The organism is Kitasatospora sp. NPDC093558 (assembly GCF_040683475.1).
Taxonomy (GTDB): domain Bacteria; phylum Actinomycetota; class Actinomycetes; order Streptomycetales; family Streptomycetaceae; genus Kitasatospora.
The window spans coordinates 1-18,297 of record NZ_JBFBDY010000105.1 but is presented as its reverse complement, the minus strand read 5'-3'; the positions used below and the strand labels follow the sequence as shown (position 1 = coordinate 18,297).

Here is an 18,297-nt window from a genome sequence, read left to right as displayed (position 1 = left end):
GAGGTGGTGGCGACCGCTGCGCGCCCGGTACGCGTATCGCCGGCTGGAGCCGCTGTGGTCGGCGCTGCGGGCGACGGTGCCGGCGGTGGAGTTGCTGCCGGACGCCGCGCGGGTGGGGCGGCGCGCGCCGCACGGTGCGCGGTTCGCGCTCTACCGTCGCATCATCGAGATCCGGGACGGCCAGCTCGCGCTCCGTCCGTACGTGCACCCGCAGGTGCCGTCGTGGGTCGCCGAGTTGACCGCGAGCACCGGCGGCGTGCGCTTCCGCCGGCGGCATGAGGCGGCCGTGACCGTGGAGGCGGCGGGCATCGCCGCCGCCCTGGAGGCGGCCGAGGCCGGGCACCGTTACCCCGCCGAACCGTCGGCCGGATACGTCCCGTCCGAGGGACAGGTCGGCATCGATGAGGAGGTCGCCTGGCTGGTCAAGGTGGCGGATGCCTTCACCACGTCCCCGGCTGTGGCCGGCGTTCGCAGCCGGGTGCGCGACGAGCTGAACCGCGTCCCCGGGTGAGGCCGGACGGCTCCTCCCCGGCCTACCCCGGGCTGTGCAGCTCCCGTTCGACCAGGCGGGCCAGTGCGGCTCGTGAGGGTACGTCGAGCTTGCGGTAGATCCGCTGCAGGTGCGTCTCCACGGTGCGGGCGCTCAGCACGAGCTGTGGGCGACCTGGCGGCTGGTGCCGCCGGCACCGACCAGCCGGGCGATCTCGCGCTCGCGCTCGGTGAGCAGGCCCAGCGGCTGCTGTCGGCCCGACGGGGGAAGGGCGGCCCGGGTCGTTCCGGCCGCCAGCTTCTCCTGTTCCCGCAGGGCCTCCTCGACGAGCCGGAGGGTGCCGTAGTGACGGGCCAGGTGCAGGGCCGAGTCCAGCTGGGCCATGGCAGTGGCGGGGCCGTGGACCGCCGCTGTCGAAGCCGCGCCCAGTACGAGGGCGGTGCTTGCGGCGCTTGCAATGCCTGCGATGTCGGCGATGTCGGGGACCGGCGTCGGACACGTCTCGACGGCGTCGAGCGGGCCGTCGGCGGGCATCCGGCCCTGATGGCCCAGGAGGGCGGTGACGGCGGCCGGGTCCAGTGCGGCCGGCTCGATCCGAATGACGGTGCCGGCCTGTACGCCGTGGCTCAGCTCCTCCAGCAGGGACAGGGGTGTCTGGCGGGGTCGGTGTGCGAACGGGGCCGGGCCCTCGCCTGGTTGGGTAGGTGAGGGCCCGGCCCCGTTGGTTGGGGGCAGGGGGTTACTGGGGGGTGCGGAGGGTCTTCTTCAGGTAGAGGGCCCACGCGAGGGTGAGGCCTGCCAGTAGGCCGCCGCCGGCTGTGTGCAGGATCGAGCCGAGGTCGGAGTCGGAGGGTGCCAGGGTGAGCAGGGCGAGCACGGCGATGACGAGCAGCAGGAAGCCCAGTGTCGCCAGGGCGGCCTTCCCGTATCGGTTCACAGGTACCTCAATCCTCCGGGAACGGCTCAATGGTCGGCAAAGTGATGGTAATGACCCGTGGGCGAGCGGCTGTCACCAGCCCCATGCGCCGCGGTGTCCGCCGCCGCCGCGGAAGAAGCGGAAGCCGCGGAAGAAGGCGCCGCCGCCGAAGCCCGCCGTGACGGAGCCGACGATGGTCGCCCGGGCGTAGCCGCCGTAGCTGCGGCGCCCGCTGTACCCGTAGCGGTAGCCGACGGCGCCGCCGACGGCACCGCCGAGGTAGGCGCAGCCGGCCGCGCCCGCGCCGCCGGTGAGGATGGTGCAGCCGCCCGCGACGGTGATGCCGACGCCCCAGGTGATGATGGTCTGCTTGTTCTCGTTCCAGGTCTTGCGCGCGAAGGACTTGGTCCGTTTCCAGCCGCAGCTCCAGCAGATGTTGCCGTCGAGGTCGTAGCGGTTCAGCGGGTCGGCCAAGACGTAGTCGTAGGCGTTGGCGTTGCCGCCGTAGACCGGGTCGGTGGACAGGAAGCGGCCGGTGGCGCCGTTGTAGAGGCGCACGCCCATCAGGACCAGGCCGCCGCCGGGGGTGTCGGCGGAGCGCAGCTTGGCGCCGGTCCAGCCGTACCGGACGGCGGGCTGGCCGGCCCGCGGCTGGCCGTACTCGTCGTAGTCCAGGACGGTCGGCGCGAGGGCGGTGTCCAGCGGGAGCTGGAGCGTCACGTCGCCGTGCAGGTTGGCGAGTTGGAGGGTGACCGCGGTGCCGGTGGTGACGGCGGCGAGGTCACCGGTGGCCCCGGTGACGTTGCGCGAGGCCGTGCCGTCCACCGCGATCCAGCGCGGGCTGTCCCCGTCGGAGCCGTAGTGGTTCGTCCGGCCGCCGGAAACCGTCCACGCGGTGCCGGAGTTGGTCTCGGTGGTCCAGCCGCGCAGGCGCTGGGCGGAGTCGAGGGTCCAGGTGTAGCGGCTGGAGCCGGTGGTCTGCTGCTGCACGAGGTCGGTGTTGTAGTAGCCGACCGTGCTGCCGGGCAGGGTGGTGGTGCGGCCGAACGCGTCGTAGGCGTAGCCCGGGTTCACCAGGCGGTCGGCACTGTCGTAGGTGCTGGTCTGGGTGCTGGTCTGGGTGCTGGCCCCGTTCGTCGAGCACTCCTGGCCGCGCGGTGCGGTGGCGGTGGCCAGGCCGGTGCGGTTGGTGTTGGTGTCGAAGCCGTACGTGCGGGTGGTGCAGACGGCGTCGGTCGAGGTGTCGCGCACCTGGGTCAGGCGCCCGGCGCGGTCGTAGGCGTAGGTCTGGGCCGCGGTCACGCCGGGGGTGCCGGTGTGGGTGGCCCACTGGCCGTGGACGGTCTCGGTGACGGCGTCGTTGACCAGCACGGCGCCGTCGCTGGTGCGGGTGTGGGTGCGGGTGACGGCGGTGCCGGCCGGGTCGATCCGGTCGGTGCTGGTGTAGCCGCCGGGCAGCCCCTGGGAGGTGACCTTGCCGTCCGCGTTGTAGCGGGCGGTGAAGGTGCCGGCGACCGAGTCGGTCACCGAGGTGGCCAGGCCGCGCGGTTCGGCGGCGGTGTCGTAGCCGTAGGTGGTGGTGGACGGCGAGCTGTCGGTGACCTTGGTGGGCCGGTCGAGCGCGTCGTACTCGGTGGTCGTGGTGGCGCCGTCGGCGTCGGTGTAGGAGATCAGGCGGCCGAGGTCGTCGTACGCCTTGGTGATGGTCCCGCCGGTGGCGGAGGTCTGCTTGACGACCTGGCCGGTGGCCGGGTCGTAGCCGACGGTGGTGGCCGGGGCGGCCGGGCCGACGCCGCCGCTGACCGTGGTGGTGACCGGGCGGCCGGCGCCGTCCGAGGTGATCACGGTCGTCCGGGTGACCCCGCCCGCCGTCTCGTCGGTCTGCGCGGTCTGTCCGAACAGGCCGTACTGGACGGTCTTGACGGGCAGCTGCGCCGGGTTGGCGCCGCCGCCGGTGATCGCGCCGGCCGGGCCGGTCTGACACACGAGGTCGGCCCACTCCGGGCGGCCGGCGCAGGTGCCGGTGCCGGTGGCGGTCCAGTAGCCCGTGGTCCTGGTGCCGGCGTCGGTGCCGCCCGAGGCGGGCAGGGACTGGGAGGTGATCCGGCCCTGGGCGTCGTAGCCGGTGGTGGTGGTCAGGTCGAGACCGCCGGCGTCCTGGATCTTCTTGGTCGGGACGCCGAGTGCCCAGTCGTAGACGCTCTTGTCGGTGCGGGTCTCGGCGAAGACGTCCGGCCAGGCGCGCAGCGCGCCGCCGGTGACGGCCGTCGTGACCTGGTCCTTGACCTTGGCGGTGCCGTCGGTCGGGCGGCCCTCGTCGTAGGTCTTGACGGTACGGGTGCGGGCGGTCGTCTGGGTTCCGGACCTGGCCACGGTGGCGCCGCCGCTGACGACGTCGGCGGCCAGGGTGACCCGGTGCAGCGGGCCCGCGGACTCGGTCTCGCGCCGGCCGTCCTCGCTGTACGCGGTGGTGGTGGACAGCAGCTTGGCGCGCTCGCCCGGGGGGAGCGTGTCGATGCCGAGGTCGGCGAGCTGGGCCTTGGCCTCGTCGGTGGCGCCGAGGGCGAGTTCGCGGTTGGCGGCGGTCAGGGTGCGGACCGCGTTGCCCCACTTGTCGTACTCGGTGGTGGCGACCCGGTGGCCCGGCGCGACGGTGTCGACCTGGCGGCCGGAGGCGTTCAGGTAGCCGATCGTCGCCCGGGTGTAGTCGCCCGCGTTCAGTTCCGCGCCGTTGCTGGACGCGGGGACCTGGTCGGCCGGGAAGACCGCGGTGGCGTCGGTCGGGAGGTCGGTCTGGCCCCAGGCCGCACCGGCCGCGGCGGAGAGGTCCTCGGGTGCCTTGGGGCCCGTGGTCGGGACGCCGTAGACGACGACGGTGGCGGCGGTGCCGTTGACGGTGCCGGTGGTTCCGGGCGCGAGGGTGTCGTGCCGGACCTTGGTGAGCATGCCGTCGCCGGCCGCGGGGCTGCTCGGCACGTTGCGGTAGTCCATGCAGGTGGCGGTCTTGCCGCCGTGCTGGATGCAGGACAGCTGACCGTCCAGGCCGGGCTCGCCGTAGTACCAGTACGTGGTCCGGGCGGCCTGGTCCAGGCGCGGGTCCCACTCCTGGCGCAGCGCGCCGGTGGTGTCGTACCGGTAGGTGGCGACGTCGGTGGCGGTGGACGCGGCTGCGCCGGGGGCGGTGGCCCACAGCTTGACCGAGACGACCTGACCGGCGTAGTCGCCGAACTGGTCGGCGTTGGCGGTGCCGGTGGTGGTCGTGGTGGTGGCGTAGACGAACTCCAGGACGCGGCAGCCCTTGGTGGTGACGTCCGCGGCGCAGGCCGCGGCCGTGGCCGCGGAGGTCGGGGCGATCACGTACCTGGGCCGGGCGAGGGTCTTCCCGCCGGCCACGGTCTTCTCCGAGACCACCGTCGTGGTGGTGTTCGCCAGGCCGTCCAGCAGGCTGGAGGTCACCGTCCAGGTCGCGGCGGCCGGGTCGACCTTGGCGAAGGTGGTGACGCTGCCCTCGGTGTCGGAGAGGGTGAAGTCCCCGCCCGCGAACGAGCCCTTGAGGGTCAGCTCCTCGCTGCCGGGCTCGGGCACCCAGCCGTTGCCGGCCGCGTTGGCGGTGAAGGAGACCGTGCCGCCCTCGGCGGTGGCCACGTCGAGCGAGGTAGCCGAGGTCCTGCGGATCTCGGTGTACGAGGAGGCGGAGACGTTCGAGGAGACGCCGGAGGTCCAGTTCGGGCCGAAGATCGGCGCCTGGCCGTCCTTGTTCGCGGCGGCCTTGGGGTCGCGCGAGGAGCTGGTGCGGCCGACCGTCATGCCGAACACCGAGACGTCGGTGGCCGGGACGGTCAGGTCGCCGGTGAGCAGGTTCAGCTCGCCCGGTCCGACTTTCCGGGTGGCCGCGCCGCCCGCCTTGCGGTCGACGACGACCTTGACCGGCTCGGTGGAGACCGCCGCACCGTTCGGGCCGGTGAAGTCCGCGCGGACCTGCACGGTGCCGTCCGGGCTGACGGTGCTGGTGGCGCTCCAGGTCAGCGCGGGGCTCTTCCCGCCGGTCAGCGCGACCGGCCAGGAGCCCAGCGCGGTACCGCCGCCCGCGACGTCACCGGCCGGGACCGGCGTCCACGCGTCGGCGTCGGAGCGCCGCCACGAGAAGGCGACCTGGTCGTACTTACTGCCGTCCGCCTCCGCGACCAGCGGGACGCGGGCGGCGGTGCGGGTGCCGTCGTTGGGCGCCGTCACGCCGCCGGCCCCGACCTGGAAGGTGTACGAGACGGCCTCGGACTTGTTCTCCGCCCGGTCCACCGCCCGCACCTGGAGGGTGTTGGTGCCCGCCTTGGCCGGGGTGACGGTCAGGGCGACCGGCGTGGTGGTGCCGCCGGTGGCGGCCCTGGTCCAGTTGGTGCCGTCGAGCGTCCACTCCAGGGCGCTCTGGTCGCCGGCCGACGGGGTCACCGTGAAGACGCCGCTCTGTCCGGCGCCCTTGACCCACTGGCCCGACGGGTAGTCGGTCGAACCCACCGCGCTCGGCGCGGAGGGCGCCGAGGTGTCCACGGTGAAGTACGCCCACGGCGACCAGGTGTTGTTGTAGTGCGTGCCGTCGTACGGCGACGTGCGGAACCGGTAGGTCTTGCCGTTGGCCAGCAGCCCGGCCGGGACCTTCACCGAGGCGGGCGAGCCGCTCGGCACGTACGGCGACACCAGGACGTTGCCGACCTGCGCGTTCGTGTCGTTGTCGAAGATCTGGAAGGTGCCGTCGACCTTGTCGTTGTTCGGGTCGACGAAGGTGTCGCGCAGCGTCGGGGTGGTCGAGTTGACCCACCACGTCCCGGCCGCGTCCCGGTAGAACGGCGACCCGGCCTGCTGGTCGGTGCCGGTGCGCGGGCGGTAGTTGTACGTCACCGTCAGCTTCGGGACGTTGCCCGCCGCGTTGGCCGAGTTGAACTGCTTCCAGTACTTGGTGTTGACCTCGTCCGGCGCGCGCAGGCCGATGCTGGACAGGCTGTTCTTCGCCGACGTCCAGGTCTGGACGAGGTTCGTGACGTCCGCGTTGACCCAGCCGTCACCGCCGCAGGCGTCCCGGCCCCTGGTCTCCGTCGAGGTCGCCTTCTTGGCGTTCCACGACGGCTGGGCGCTCCAGCGGGAGGCGGTGGACGGCCGGCCGGTGTCCCAGACCTCCCAGGCGTACGGCTGGCAGTCGCTGTTGCCGGCGTGGAAGTTCCACAGCGACAGCTGCGCGTTCATCACCAGCGCGTCGGCGATCGGCGCGGTGTCCCAGGTGATGAAGGAACGGGCCTCGCGCGAGGTGCCGTCGGCGTTCTTGGTGCCCGGGTTGCCCAGGTCGAGCTCGGTGTCGGCCGACCAGTCGACCGTCTCGCCCTTCTGGACGTAGGTGTCGAAGACGTTGCCCAGGCCGGTGGTGGACGGGTCGACCGTCACCGGGTACTTCGTCCGCGGGTCGGCCAGGAAGGCCGCGTCCGGGGTGAACACCAGGTCGATGTCGTCGCCGTTCTGGACGACCTTCAGGTCTACCTTGGCCTTGCGGCTGCGGGCACCGGCGATGTCGTCGACGGTGGAGTCCCACATCACCGGGGCGGGCAGCATGGCGCGCTGCTCGCCGGACGCGGCGTCGGTGAACACCACACTGTCGTCCGGCTGCGCCTCGGCCTTCAGCCCCTTGGCCTTGAGCGGCATGGTGTAGGAGTAACCCGCCGCGCTGGGGCGCTGCTTGAGGACGGTGTACTGCTCGAAGCCGGTCCGGGTGGCCTCCACCACGAGGTCCGCGGCGCCGTCGCTGATGGCGTCCCGGTAGACGGCCTTGGTGCCGTCGAGCTCCGGCCTCGGCAGGCCGCCCTTCCACTGCAGCTCGACCTGCTGTTCGCCCCGGCCGAGGGTGACCAGGGTGCGGTCCTCGCCCGTGCCGGACTGCGACTCGGCGTACGACCGGGCGCGGGTGCCGCCGGACCCGGCCAGCTTGAGGCCGTTGGGGTGCGCCTTGGGGGCCACCGAACCGTCGGCGCCCGCCTGGAGGGCGAGGTCCACGTCCACCCAGTCGGCGGCGGAAGCTTCCTTGCCCTCGGCGGTGTTCTTCCCGGTGTTCTTGCCGCTCCCTGCGGCCTTGCCGGCTTGTTCGTCTTGAACGCCGTCGCGCCGGAAGCGGATCGGGCCCGCACTGAGTTCCGTGGTGAGCGACCCGTCCTTGTTCACCCACGTCGTGGAGGTCTCGGTCCGCTCGGAGAGGGCCTCGACCCGCCGGCCCGAGAGCCGGGCCGCGACGCGGGCCGATGGTATGTCAACAGCCGTCTCGACCACGGCTCCGGCAGCGCTCGCGCCGCCCCCGCCCGACGTCGGTGCCGCCGCGAAGGCGACCTCCGAACCCGCCAGGAGGGAGACCGCCACCGCCAGGGCGAGTGAGCCGCTCACCACCCTGGCCGGCATGTGCCTGTGCATTTATGACTCCTTGTCGACAAGCCGTCACTGCGACAGCTCGCATACGGATCGTATGGACGGACAAGATCGACATATGACGACACATCGAGGCAATCAGGAGTCAAGGAACTGCAATGGAAAGGCAATCTTGATCCACCTGTGATCGATTCACCGTTCTCGGGGAACGTCGAAACGCAGGCGCCTGCGGCGGCCCGGCGGGGGAGGTCCGGGCCGCCGCAGGAGTTTCAGGCGGCGATGCCGATCGGGGAGGTGAGGGGGGTGGGGGCCGCCGTGGTGCGCTCGCTGTACAGCTCCGCGACGCGGAAGGCCAGGTCCAGCGACTGGTGGCGGTTCAGGCGGGGGTCGCAGGCCGTTTCGTAGCGGCGGTGCAGGTCGGCGACCGCGAGGCCGTTGCCGCCGCCCACGCACTCGGTGACGTGGTCGCCGGTCAGCTCGACGTGGATGCCGCCCGGGTGGGTGCCGAGGGCCTTGTGGACCTCGAAGAAGCCGGTGACCTCGTCGAGGATGTCGTCGAAGTGGCGGGTCTTGTGGCCGCTGGGGGCCTCGAAGGTGTTGCCGTGCATCGGGTCGGTGATCCAGGCGACCTGGGCGCCGCTCGCGGTGACCTTCTCGACCAGGTCCGGCAGGACGTCGCGGACCTTGTCCTTGCCCATCCGGATGATGAAGGACAGCCGGCCCGGCTCGCGCCGCGGGTCGAGCTTGTCGACCAGGGCGAGCGCCTCGTCCGGGGTCACGCCGGGGCCGAGCTTGACCGCCACCGGGTTGTTGACCCGGGCGGCGAACTCGACGTGGGCACCTTCCAGTTGGCGGGTGCGCTCGCCGATCCAGATCATGTGCGCGGAGGTGTCGTAGGGCAGGTCGGTGCCCTCGTCGGTGCGGGTGAGGGCCGCCTCGTAGTCGAGCAGCAGGGCCTCGTGGCTGGCGAAGATCTCGGTGGAGTGGAGGTCGCCCGGGTCCGCGCCCCACGCGGCGACGAAGGCGAGGGCGTCGTCGATGCCCCGGGCGAGCCGCTCGTAGCGCCGGCCGACCGGCGAGCCGGCGACGAAGTCCTGGTTCCAGGCGTGCACTTGGCGCAGGGAGCCGTACCCGCCGCCGGCGAAGGCGCGGATCAGGTTGAGGGTGGCCGCGGAGGAGTGGTACATCCGCTTGAGGCGCTGCGGGTCGGGGATCCGGGAGGCGGGCGTGAAGTCCAGGCCGTTGACGGCGTCGCCGCGGTAGACCGGCAGTTCGACGCCGTCGCGCACCTCGACCGGCTTGGAGCGCGGCTTGGCGTACTGGCCGGCGATCCGGCCGATCTTGACCACGGGCGCCGAGGTGCCGTAGGTGAGCACGGCGGCCATCTGGAGCAGGGTCTTCACCTTGCCCTGGACCTGGTCGGCGGTCAGGGCGTCGAAGGTCTCGGCGCAGTCGCCGCCCTGCAGCAGGAAGGCCTCGCCGCGGGCGACCGCGCCGATCTGCCGGCGCAGCCGGTCGGCCTCGCCCGCCAGCACCAGCGGTGGCAGGGCGGCGAGTTCCTCCGTCACCGTCCGCAGTGCGCCGGGGTCGGGCCAGGAGGGCTGCTGCGCGGCCGGCAAGCCGCGCCAGGTCTCCGGCTGGGGCCTGAGGGATTGGGCAGCGTTCATGGTTGGCAGTGCCTCATTCTGTGTCGGACGCACGGAAATGCGCAGGGGCCGTCGGCAGTGCCCACCCGGGTGCTCCTCGGGGACGTCCTGCCGGCTGTTTCGCCCGGCGGCGAAACGGCTTCGATCCGGGACACTACGAAGCTTCCGGGGTGCGTAGTGGCTCGGGCGCGCACCGGAACTTGCGGAATCACGCGCGGGGAGATCCGGCCGTGCCGTCCGGGGGAGTCAGGCCGCCCGTGCGGCGCCTGCGTCGCGGCAGGCGGCCTCGGCGACGGCGGCGATGCGCAGGATCTGCTCGGCGTACGGGCGCAGCTGACGGCCGGCCTCGGTGAGTTCCACGCGGCGTGTGCGCCGGTCGAACAGCGGGGTGCCGAGGGCTTCTTCGAGGCTGCGGATCTGGGCGGTGACGCTGGACTGGGCGTAGTGCAGGTTCCGTGCGGCCTGCGTGAAGCTCAGTTCGTCGGCGACCTCCAGGAAGGCGCGCAAGTGCTGGAACTGCATGCCAGGACTCTTTTCGGTGGTGGAGCGGGCGGTGGTGAGGGCGGTGGTGAGGGCGGTGGTCGGTGGTGAGGGCGGTGCGAGATTTGGTGGCGGTGGCAAATACCGGCATGCGTGGATGTTTCAGTGGGCCGAGAATGCCGCCATCATCCACCGGGCCGGCCGGGTCGCGGCGGTCAGGTGGATGGTGGCGGCCGCTCGTGGGTCCGCTCAGGCGCTGCCGGGTGTGGTCAGGAGGCGGAGCCGTGCAGGGCCTGCGCCTCCGCCAGTACGGCGGCGGCCCGTCCGGGCGAGAGGTCGATCTCGCCGCGGATCTCGGGGCGGGCGATCGAGGTGAGCACCTGGGAGAGCCAGAAGGCGACCCGCTCCTCCAGCTTCTGGCGTCCGTCCATCGCCTGGGAGAGCAGCTGCAGCCCGGAGAAGCAGCCGACGAACATCTCGGCGATCGCCGGCAGGTCCAGGTCGGGCAGGAGCTCGTCGTTGTCGTGCGCCGCCGTCAGGGCGGCGCGGTTGAACTCGATCCAGCTGCGGAACGGGAGTTGCGGGTCGAGCCCGGGGATGCCCGGTTCGAGGGAGAGCCGGATGCTGCCCTGGAGCATCGGGTCCCTCGCGAGCTGGTACGCGAAGACGAGTCCCGCGTCGCACATCTCCTGGAGCTTGCGCTCGCGCGGCACGATGGGGCCGCTCTCCTCGTCCACCTGGCTCGCCAGGACGGCCTGGGCCAGTTCCAGCTTGCCGGCGAAGTGGAAGTAGAAGGCGCCCTTCGTCATGCCGACGCGATTGTAGATCTCCGAGATCGCGGTGCCCTCGTACCCGCGCTCGGCGAACACCGCACCGGCCGCTTCCATGATGAGTCGGCGCGTCCGCGCCGAACGTTCACGCTGTGACACTCTTCCTCGATTCTCTGCTCATGATCGCTAGCTTACATACCGCCATGCATGTATGTTAGCGGCAACGGGAAGGCGTCTGGCCCTGGAGGCCTCGTTATCCATGGGGGATCAATGACTCACAGCAGCACAGCCCTGCGCGGAACCGGCACCGTACCCAGAGAACTGGTCCACCGGACCCTCTCGTCCAACGTCCTGCTGACCGGCTGGTGGCGCACGGGGGACGCCGCTTTCACCGTCGCGGCCCGGTGGCCCGCGGGGGACAGGTTCTTCGCCCCGGTCGCGGGACGGCACTCGCCGGTGATGCTGGTGGAGACCGTCCGGCAGGCGTCGATCCTGCTCGCGCACGCCGAGTACGACGTGCCGCTCGAGCACCACTTCGTCATGTGGGACGTCAGCATGACATCGCATCCGGACCACCTCCTCGCCACCGGCGAGGACACCGAGGTGGAGCTGGACGTCACCTTCACCGACCTGCTCATGCGTGGCCGCAAGCTGGCCGGCATGCACGCACACCTGGTCCTGCGGATCGGCGGGACGGTGGTCGCGACCTGCGGCGGCCGCCTCGGCATTACCGCGCCCGCCGTCTACCGGCGGCTGCGCGGCGAACGGATCAACCGTCAACTGTCTTTTGCCGCAGCGCCGCTGGACCCGAAGCTGGTCGATCGCAGCGACCCGCAGGACGTGGTGCTCGCGGCCGGGGGCGGCGACGGCGCCTGGCAGCTCCGGGCGGACGGGGCGAACAGGTCGCTCTTCGACCACCCGGGCGACCACTTTCCGGGCATGGTCCTGCTGGAGGCGGTCTGCCAGGCGGCCCGCGCCGAGACCGGTCCCGGCTTCTACCCCCTCGGCCTGGAGGTGCTGTTCCAGCAGTACGTCGAGTTCGACGCGCCGTGCGTGCTGGAGGTGCGGAGGCTGCCGGCCGACGCCCAGGGCAACACCGCGGTGCACGTCGTCGGCCGGCAGGACGAGAAGTCCGTCTTCATGGCCATGGTCGACGGGCGGATGCTCGGCGCGGCCGAGTCGCCGTCGGGCGCGTAGCCGGGCACGGACGGACGGCCGTCAGCGGACCGTCCAGCCGCCGTCCACCGGCATGGTCGCACCGACCACGAACGAGGCCCGGTCGCTGAGCAGCCAGGCCGCGGCCTGCGCGACCTCCTCGGGGGCCGCGATGTGCGGCAGCGGCGCGGCCGCCCGCAGGGCCTCCTCCATCTCGGGCGCCAGCTCCAGCCATCGGGCGATCATCTCGCTCCTCGTCGTGCCCGGAGCGATCGCGTTGATCCTGATGCCCTGCGCCGCGTACTCGTTGGCGGCGGCCTTCGTCAGCCCGATCACGGCGTGCTTGGAGGCGATGTAGGGCGCGGCGGCGGGGGTGGCCACCAGGCCGGCGGTGCTGCTGGTGTTCACGATCGCTCCGCCGTGTTCCAGCATCGCGCCGATCTCGTGCTGGAGGCAGTTCCAGACCCCGCGCACGTTGACGTCCATGAGGGTGTCGTACGTCGCGGTGTCCGTCAGGTGCAGCGGGGTCGGCACCGCCGCGGTGCCGGCGTTGTTGAACGCCGCGTCGAGCCGGCCGAAGGAGGACACCGCGAGGGCCACGGCGCGGGCGACGTCCTCGGTCCGGGTCACATCACCGGCCGCGTACTGCGCACGGTGGCCCGATGCGGACAACTCGTCGACCAAGTCCTTGAGTTCGGGTTCGCGGCGGGCCATCAGGGTGACGGCCGCACCCTCGCGGGCGAACACGTGGGCGGCGGCGCGGCCGATGCCGCTGCTGGCGCCCGTGATCAGTGCGCTCCGGCCGGCAAGTAAGCCATTGATGCTGGTCATGGTGGCGAGTGTAACCGCCCCGCCGTCGCGTGACGGGCGCCCCGGCGGCCTGCTCCGACGCTGCCGAGCACATCCAATTCATCCGGTGAGAAAGAGAACTGAGGAGTTGTCATGAAGGGTGGCCGGATCCTAGTCACCGGTGCCACCGGGTTCGTCGGCGGCCAGGTCGCGCGCCGGCTGCTGCGGGACCTGCCCGGCGTCCGGCTGCGGCTGCTGGTGCACCGCACCCCCGTCGGGGCGGACCTGGAGTGGGACGGGCAGGTGAGCCTGGCGCACGGGGACCTGAGCCGGCCCGAGCAGCTGGCCGGAGTCTGCGACGGCGTCGACACCGTGCTCCACCTCGCGGCGAAGATCGGCGGCGACGAGCGCTCCTGCCGTGCCGTCAACACCGAGGGGACCCGGGCCCTGGTGGCCGAGGCGCGGCGGGCCGGGGTGTCGCGCTTCCTCCAGCTCGGCACCGCGGCCGTCTACCGGGACGGCGCGCACCGCGGCGAGGCGGAGGGCGAGTTGGCCGAGGACCCGGCTTCGGTCACCAGCATCACGCGGCTGGCGGGCGAGCGGGCGGTCCTCGCGGCGGGCGGCACGGTGCTGCGGCCGCACCTCGTATACGGGGAGGGGGACACCTGGGTGATCCCGACCGTGGCCGAGATGCTCGCCCGGATCCCGTACTGGGTGGACGGGGCCGCCGCCCGCACCTCGATGATCTCGGTGGAGGACCTGGCCCGCGCCGTCGTCGCCCTGGTGGCGCAGCGCACGCCGTGGCCGCAGGGACAGGTGCTGCACGCGGCGCACCCGGAGCCGGTGCCGGTCAGGGAGCTGGTGACCGCGGTCGCAAGGTCGTTAGAGCTGCCGGAGCCGCGCGGGGAGATCTCCAGCGCGCGACTGATGGCGCAGGCCCGGGGGGTCGACCCCGAGGTGTGGCGGCGGCGTCTGTCGCTGCTGACCGTCGACCATTACTACGACAGTTCGAAGCTGTGGCGGCTCACCGGCGTGGCGCCGGGGCCCGGGTTCGCGCAGCGGTTCGCCGAGTGTGCGCCCTGGTACCGGTGCGCCCTGGCGCACAGGTGGCGATCGGCCGGCTGAGACGGGCCGGTGCACGGGACGGCCCGGCCGGACACGCGAGCGCGTGCCCGGCCGGGCCGTTGGCGTTACAAGGAGATCGGCATCACGCCGTGGCGGGCCGGAGCACCACGGGCAGGCTCAGGTGGCCGTTGGAGATGAAGGAGGGCTGCCGCGCCGGTTCGCCGCCGGGGAGTTGGGCGAGCGCGGCGTCCGGGAAGCGCTCGAACAGCGCTTCCAGCGCGATCGCCGCCTCCAGCCGGGCCAGCGGTGCGCCCAGGCAGTAGTGCACGCCGTGTCCGAAGGCGACGTGGTCGCGGCGGGTGGCGCGGGTGACGTCGAACCGTTCGGCCGCGTCGCCGTGGTGGAGCGGGTCGCGGCCGCCCGCGCCGAAGGCGATCATGATCGGGTCGCCCTTGGGGATGACCACGTCGCCGACCGGCACGTCCTCGACGGCGTACCGCAGGATCGAGTGGATCCCGGGCGCCTCGACGCGCAGGGTCTCGTCGATGACGTCGTCCCAGCTCGCCCCGCCGGAGCGGACGAGCGCGAGCTGCGCGGGGTGGGTCAGCAGGAGGTGGACCGCGTGGTCGAGCAGGTTGACCGTGGTCTCGTAGCCGGCGGTGAACAGCAGGATGAGGTTGTCGACGAGCTCCTTCTCGCTGAGCCGGGCCCCCTCGTCGTCGCGCACGTGGATCAGTGCGCAGGTGAGGTCGTCGGCGTCCTCCTCCCGCTTGAGCGCGACCAGTTCGGCCATGGTGGTGTAGAGCGCGGTGCCGTTGCGCACGGCGTCCTCGGGGGTGGCGTCGGTGGCGAAGAACCCCTTGATGATCGTCTGCAGGCGGCCGCGCAACTGCTCGGGGACGCCGAAGAGTTCGCAGATCACCTGGTGCGGCAGCGGGTGCGCCAGCTCCTTGCGGAGGTCGGTCGCGGCGCCGGCCGGGCGCTCGGCCAGCGCGTCGAGCAGCCGTGCCGTGATCTCCTCGACGCGGGGGCGCAGGGCCTCGACCCGGTGCCGCGTGAAGGCCTTGGCGATGGGCGCGCGCATCCGGGTGTGGTCGGCGCCGTAGGCCGTGACCATGTTCTGCACCGACACCCAGATGGCGAGCGGCCAGTCGGCGGGGATGCGCCCCTCCTGCCAGGCGGGCCAGTGCTGGTAGGCGTCCTTCGAGACGTGAGGGCTCGTCAGGAGGCGCTTGATGTCGGCGTATCCGGTGACCGACCAGACGACCACGCCTCCCGGGAGTTCGACGCGGACCGCCGGTCCTTCCTTTCGGATTCTCTCGATCTCCCCGTGGACGTCGCTCCCGGCCGGGTCGATGGCGAAAGGGCACGTCGGCTTTTCCATGGCTGTTCCCCCCCAGTGATTGATAGGTGACGGCATGTTAATGGCTCGCTGACCTGTGGGGAAGTGAGGTGATCGACCGTCTGGAACTCTTGCGGAACCCTTACTTCCGGCGGTAAGCGACTTTTCGGGGCGACTTCCCGGCCTTGTATTCCGTGTACGTATGAAAGTGCGCGGGGTGGTGGCGCGGGTGCGGCGCCGGGCCGGCCGACCGGCGGGTCGGGGCGTGGCGCGCCGCGGACCCATCGAAGGATCCGATTCAACTAGATACCGCCATGCCGGTATGTTGGAATGGTGACGTTCAGCCGGACCGGACGTACGGGGGTAACCAAGGTCATGCTCGATCTAGAGGACAGACGCAGACACCGGCGGCCCGCAGCCGCCGACGCGCTCCCCGCGCCCGGGGACGCGCAGGTCGGCAGCGTGCAGATCGTGAGGGGTCATGCGGAGGAGCTCAAAGGCACCACCGAGCAGCACAGCTTCGGCGAGGTCCGGGTCTGCCTGGTCTCCGGCGGGCCGCACGAACTCGTGCGCCCGCAACGCCTGATCGAACCGGACCAGCCGGGAAGGCTGCGCATCTGCCGCCTCCTGGAGGGGGAGGTCCAGGTCTTCCAGGACGGCCGCTACGGCACCGCCAGCGGCTCCCAGCTCATCTGCTTCGACAGCACCCGCCCGTACAAGGTGGTCATGCCGCGGCCGTTCCGCATGGTGGAGGTGATGGTGACGCACCGCCTGATGGGAGTCACCCCCGCCGAGGCCAGGCAGCTCACCGGCAAGACCTGGAGCGGGGAGAAGGGGATCGGCGCGCTGACCTCCGGCCTGCTCGACGGGCTGGAGCAGCACGGGAGTCAGGTCGACACCGCCATCGAACTGCTCGGCGGCAGCGTCGCCGGACTCGTCGCCGCACTCTTCGCCGAGCGGATGAGCGCCCTCGCCGAGGGCTCGGCGAGCGGGCGCCAGGCCCTGATGCTGTACATCCAGGGCTACATCAAGGAGCGGCTCGCCGACCCGGAGCTCAGCCCGGTCACCGTGGCCCGCCGTCACAACGTCTCGCTGCGCTACCTGCAGAAGCTCTTCCAGGAGCACGGCACCAGCCCCGCCCGTCTGATCCGCGACCAGCGGCTCGCCCGCTGCCGCGCGGAGCTCGCCGACCCGGGCCTCGACCACCTGCCGGTCTCGGTCATCGGCGAGCGGTCCGGACTGTACGGCGCCTCGCACTTCAGCCGGCTCTTCCGCGACCGCTACGGCATCGCCCCGCGGGACGTCCGCAAGGCGCGGGCCGCGGCCCGGCACCCCGACCCGATCCACCCGCAGACCCCTGCCGCCCCGGCGAGGAGTACACCGTGAACAACCAGATCCGCGCCCAGCGCACCTACGAGGCGCTGGTGCGAGCCGCAGCCGTCATCTTCGAAGGTCACGGATACGAGAACGCCTCGCTCGTGGAGATCAGCACCATCGCCGGCTACACCCGCGGCGCCCTCACCTACCACTTCGACTCCAAGGCCGACCTGGCCAAGGCCGTCGTGGACGCCGCCGCCGGCCAGGTCCGCGAAGGCGTCGACCGGAGCTGCGAGGCGGCCGGGGCCCTGGAGGGCCTGATCGGCGCCACGCGGACGGTCGGCGGGCTGCTCGGCGAGAGCGTCACCGTGCGGGCCGCCGCCCGCCTGGAGCGGGACGCGCCGCAGCCGGCCTGGCACGCCATCTGGCTGCACACGGTCGTGCCGCTGCTGCACCGGGCGGCACAGGAGGGCGACCTGCTGCCCCACGTGGACCCGGACCGTCTCGCCGTCCTGCTCGGCACCATCCTGCGCGGGTGGGCGACGATCGCCGGCGCCGCGACGACGGCGGACGTCCGCGAGGGCCTCGCCGCCCGGGACGCCCTCGTGTGGGAGATCCTGCTGCCCGCCCTCCTCGCGCCGGAAGCCGTCCGACGGCTGCACAACGACGGATGGCCGGACCGGCCGCCCGTCCTCGACCAGGTGGACCACGAATGACGGGGGAGGCATCGATGCCGCTGACGGGGGCGGGTGCGGAGCACGACGACAGCGCGGACAGCACCCGGAGAGCCGTACGCGTCACCGTGCTGGGCCCGCTCGGCCTGCGCATCGGGGAACAGGACCGCACCCCTAGCGCGCCGATGGCCCGCCGGGTGCTGGCGGTACTGCTGCTGCACGCCAACCGGCCGGTGTCGGTCTCCGCACTGATCAGGGAACTCTGGGAGGACGAGCCGCCCCGCCTCGCCCGCAAGACCGTCCAGACGTACATCTACCAGCTGCGCCGGGCCTTCCAGGACGCCTCGCCGGACCTGGGCGCGCCCGGCGAGGGGCGGCTGGAGACGCTGCCCGGCGGCTACCTGCTGCGGTTGGCCGCCGACGAGCTCGACCTGTGGGAGTTCGAGGCGCAGGTCAGCCGGGCCCGCGCCGTCCTCGGCGGCGGGCAGGCCGCGGAAGCGGCCGCGATGCTGCGCACCGCGCTCGGGCTCTGGCGCGGCGAGTCCCTCACCGACGTGGAGCCCGGACCGCTGCTCGCCGCCAGGCTGCCGCAGGTCAACGACGGCTGGCTGAGCGCGGTGGAGCTGCGGATCGAGGCCGAACTGCGGCTCGGCCACCACCGCGACCTGGTCGGCGAGCTCCGGCAGCTCGCCGCCCGGCACCCGCTGCACGAGCGGTTCACGGCGCAGCTGATGCTCGCCGCACACCGCTCCGGGCAGCGCAGCGCCGCCCTGGACGCCTTCACCCGGCTGCGCCGCGCCCTCGTCGAGGAGCTCGGCATGGAGCCGTCCGACCAGCTGCGCCGGCTCCAGCAGGACATCCTCAACGACTCGCCCGGGCTGGCCGGGGCCACCGCCTCCGGGGAGCCGGCGCCGGCGCCGGTACCGGTGCTGGTGCCGGTCGCCGGGCCGCCGGTGGAGCAACTTCCGCCGGACACCGCCGACTTCACCGGACGCGTGGCCGAACTGGCCGAGCTGGTGCGGCTGCTGGAGCAGGGCTCCGGGAGCCTTCCCGCCGCGCCACGGGTCGTCACCGTGCTCGGCGGACCCGGCACCGGCAAGACCGCCCTCGCCCTGCGCGCCGCGCACGAGCTGCGCGAGCGCTGGCCCGGCGGGCAACTGCACCACTGGCTGCCGCCGAGCGCGTACGAGGCCTCGCGCAGGGTGCCCGGCACCAGCCGGATGACCACTTCGGCGGCCCGGGTGACGATCGGCATCA

Annotated in this window: 15 protein-coding genes; 6 read left to right on the top strand and 9 right to left on the bottom strand. The window is 72.5% G+C overall.

What is annotated here, in order from left to right:
* Nucleotides 1–511 (top strand): MAB_1171c family putative transporter (locus AB0O00_RS13655; RefSeq protein ID WP_363651320.1); only part of this gene is annotated, 511 nt, incomplete at its 5' end.
* A 22-nt stretch (nt 512–533) separates the two neighbouring features.
* Here AB0O00_RS13655 and AB0O00_RS13650 read toward each other — a convergent pair.
* The 7 genes from AB0O00_RS13650 to AB0O00_RS13620 all read right to left on the bottom strand — a co-directional run bounded on the left by AB0O00_RS13650 (nt 534) and on the right by AB0O00_RS13620 (nt 10,857).
* Entirely contained in the window at nt 534–632 is a 99-nt protein-coding gene (locus AB0O00_RS13650) for a hypothetical protein (protein WP_363651318.1), read from the bottom strand.
* A gap of 11 nt (nt 633–643) precedes the next feature.
* Entirely contained in the window at nt 644–1,024 is a 381-nt protein-coding gene (locus AB0O00_RS13645) for a hypothetical protein (protein WP_363651316.1), read from the bottom strand.
* A gap of 205 nt (nt 1,025–1,229) precedes the next feature.
* Nucleotides 1,230–1,427 carry a hypothetical protein gene (locus AB0O00_RS13640; RefSeq protein ID WP_363651314.1) on the bottom strand — a complete coding sequence of 66 codons (198 nt, stop codon included), beginning with the start codon at nt 1,425–1,427 and terminating at the stop codon, nt 1,230–1,232.
* A 72-nt stretch (nt 1,428–1,499) separates the two neighbouring features.
* On the bottom strand, nt 1,500–7,847 hold the full coding sequence (locus AB0O00_RS13635) for a DNRLRE domain-containing protein (protein ID WP_363651312.1): 6,348 nt from the start codon (nt 7,845–7,847) through the stop codon (nt 1,500–1,502).
* 224 nt (nt 7,848–8,071) lie between these two features.
* Entirely contained in the window at nt 8,072–9,469 is a 1,398-nt protein-coding gene (locus tag AB0O00_RS13630) for a class II 3-deoxy-7-phosphoheptulonate synthase (RefSeq protein ID WP_363651310.1), read from the bottom strand.
* Nucleotides 9,470–9,694: 225 nt separating this feature from the next.
* Nucleotides 9,695–9,970: a LysR family transcriptional regulator gene (locus AB0O00_RS13625; RefSeq protein ID WP_363651308.1), complete on the bottom strand. Its 276-nt coding sequence runs from the start codon at nt 9,968–9,970 to the stop codon at nt 9,695–9,697.
* A gap of 227 nt (nt 9,971–10,197) precedes the next feature.
* The gene (locus AB0O00_RS13620; protein ID WP_363651306.1) at nt 10,198–10,857 is read right to left on the bottom strand and encodes a ScbR family autoregulator-binding transcription factor; all 660 of its coding nucleotides are present in this window, start codon (nt 10,855–10,857) and stop codon (nt 10,198–10,200) included.
* 111 nt (nt 10,858–10,968) lie between these two features.
* Between AB0O00_RS13620 and AB0O00_RS13615 the strand changes: the two genes are divergently transcribed.
* The gene (locus tag AB0O00_RS13615; protein ID WP_363651304.1) at nt 10,969–11,895 is read left to right on the top strand and encodes a ScbA/BarX family gamma-butyrolactone biosynthesis protein; all 927 of its coding nucleotides are present in this window, start codon (nt 10,969–10,971) and stop codon (nt 11,893–11,895) included.
* Nucleotides 11,896–11,916: 21 nt separating this feature from the next.
* On the opposite strand, the gene AB0O00_RS13610 is transcribed toward AB0O00_RS13615, so the two are convergent.
* Nucleotides 11,917–12,684, bottom strand: coding sequence for a glucose 1-dehydrogenase (locus tag AB0O00_RS13610; RefSeq protein ID WP_363651301.1), 768 nt, complete (start codon nt 12,682–12,684; stop codon nt 11,917–11,919).
* Between the two features lie 111 nt (nt 12,685–12,795).
* Between AB0O00_RS13610 and AB0O00_RS13605 the strand changes: the two genes are divergently transcribed.
* Complete coding sequence (locus tag AB0O00_RS13605; RefSeq protein WP_363651299.1) at nt 12,796–13,767, top strand: NAD(P)-dependent oxidoreductase; 972 nt, start codon at nt 12,796–12,798, stop codon at nt 13,765–13,767.
* Nucleotides 13,768–13,849: 82 nt separating this feature from the next.
* Here the strand turns inward: AB0O00_RS13605 and AB0O00_RS13600 are convergent, their stop codons facing one another.
* Nucleotides 13,850–15,091 (bottom strand): cytochrome P450, encoded by a 1,242-nt coding sequence (locus tag AB0O00_RS13600; RefSeq protein WP_363651297.1) that lies wholly within the window; start codon nt 15,089–15,091, stop codon nt 13,850–13,852.
* A 333-nt stretch (nt 15,092–15,424) separates the two neighbouring features.
* On the opposite strand from AB0O00_RS13600, the gene AB0O00_RS13595 reads away from it, so the two are divergent.
* The 3 genes from AB0O00_RS13595 to AB0O00_RS13585 all read left to right on the top strand — a co-directional run.
* The gene (locus AB0O00_RS13595) at nt 15,425–16,435 is read left to right on the top strand and encodes a helix-turn-helix domain-containing protein (protein ID WP_363651295.1); all 1,011 of its coding nucleotides are present in this window, start codon (nt 15,425–15,427) and stop codon (nt 16,433–16,435) included.
* Nucleotides 16,432–17,082, top strand: coding sequence for a TetR/AcrR family transcriptional regulator (locus tag AB0O00_RS13590; protein WP_363651293.1), 651 nt, complete (start codon nt 16,432–16,434; stop codon nt 17,080–17,082). The genes AB0O00_RS13595 and AB0O00_RS13590 overlap by 4 nt, the downstream gene beginning before the upstream one ends.
* On the top strand, nt 17,079–18,297 hold a 1,219-nt coding region (locus AB0O00_RS13585; RefSeq protein ID WP_363651291.1), incomplete at its 3' end, for a BTAD domain-containing putative transcriptional regulator. The genes AB0O00_RS13590 and AB0O00_RS13585, both read left to right, overlap by 4 nt.

Coding starts and splice junctions, on each gene's coding strand:
- AB0O00_RS13610 (WP_363651301.1), bottom strand. CDS start 12,684: ATGACCAGCATCAATGGCTTACTTGCCGGCCGGAGCGCACTGATCACG.
- AB0O00_RS13615 (WP_363651304.1), top strand. CDS start 10,969: ATGACTCACAGCAGCACAGCCCTGCGCGGAACCGGCACCGTACCCAGA.
- AB0O00_RS13645 (WP_363651316.1), bottom strand. CDS start 1,024: ATGCCCGCCGACGGCCCGCTCGACGCCGTCGAGACGTGTCCGACGCCG.
- AB0O00_RS13630 (WP_363651310.1), bottom strand. CDS start 9,469: ATGAACGCTGCCCAATCCCTCAGGCCCCAGCCGGAGACCTGGCGCGGC.
- AB0O00_RS13595 (WP_363651295.1), top strand. CDS start 15,425: ATGCTCGATCTAGAGGACAGACGCAGACACCGGCGGCCCGCAGCCGCC.
- AB0O00_RS13605 (WP_363651299.1), top strand. CDS start 12,796: ATGAAGGGTGGCCGGATCCTAGTCACCGGTGCCACCGGGTTCGTCGGC.
- AB0O00_RS13625 (WP_363651308.1), bottom strand. CDS start 9,970: ATGCAGTTCCAGCACTTGCGCGCCTTCCTGGAGGTCGCCGACGAACTG.
- AB0O00_RS13600 (WP_363651297.1), bottom strand. CDS start 15,091: ATGGAAAAGCCGACGTGCCCTTTCGCCATCGACCCGGCCGGGAGCGAC.
- AB0O00_RS13635 (WP_363651312.1), bottom strand. CDS start 7,847: ATGCACAGGCACATGCCGGCCAGGGTGGTGAGCGGCTCACTCGCCCTG.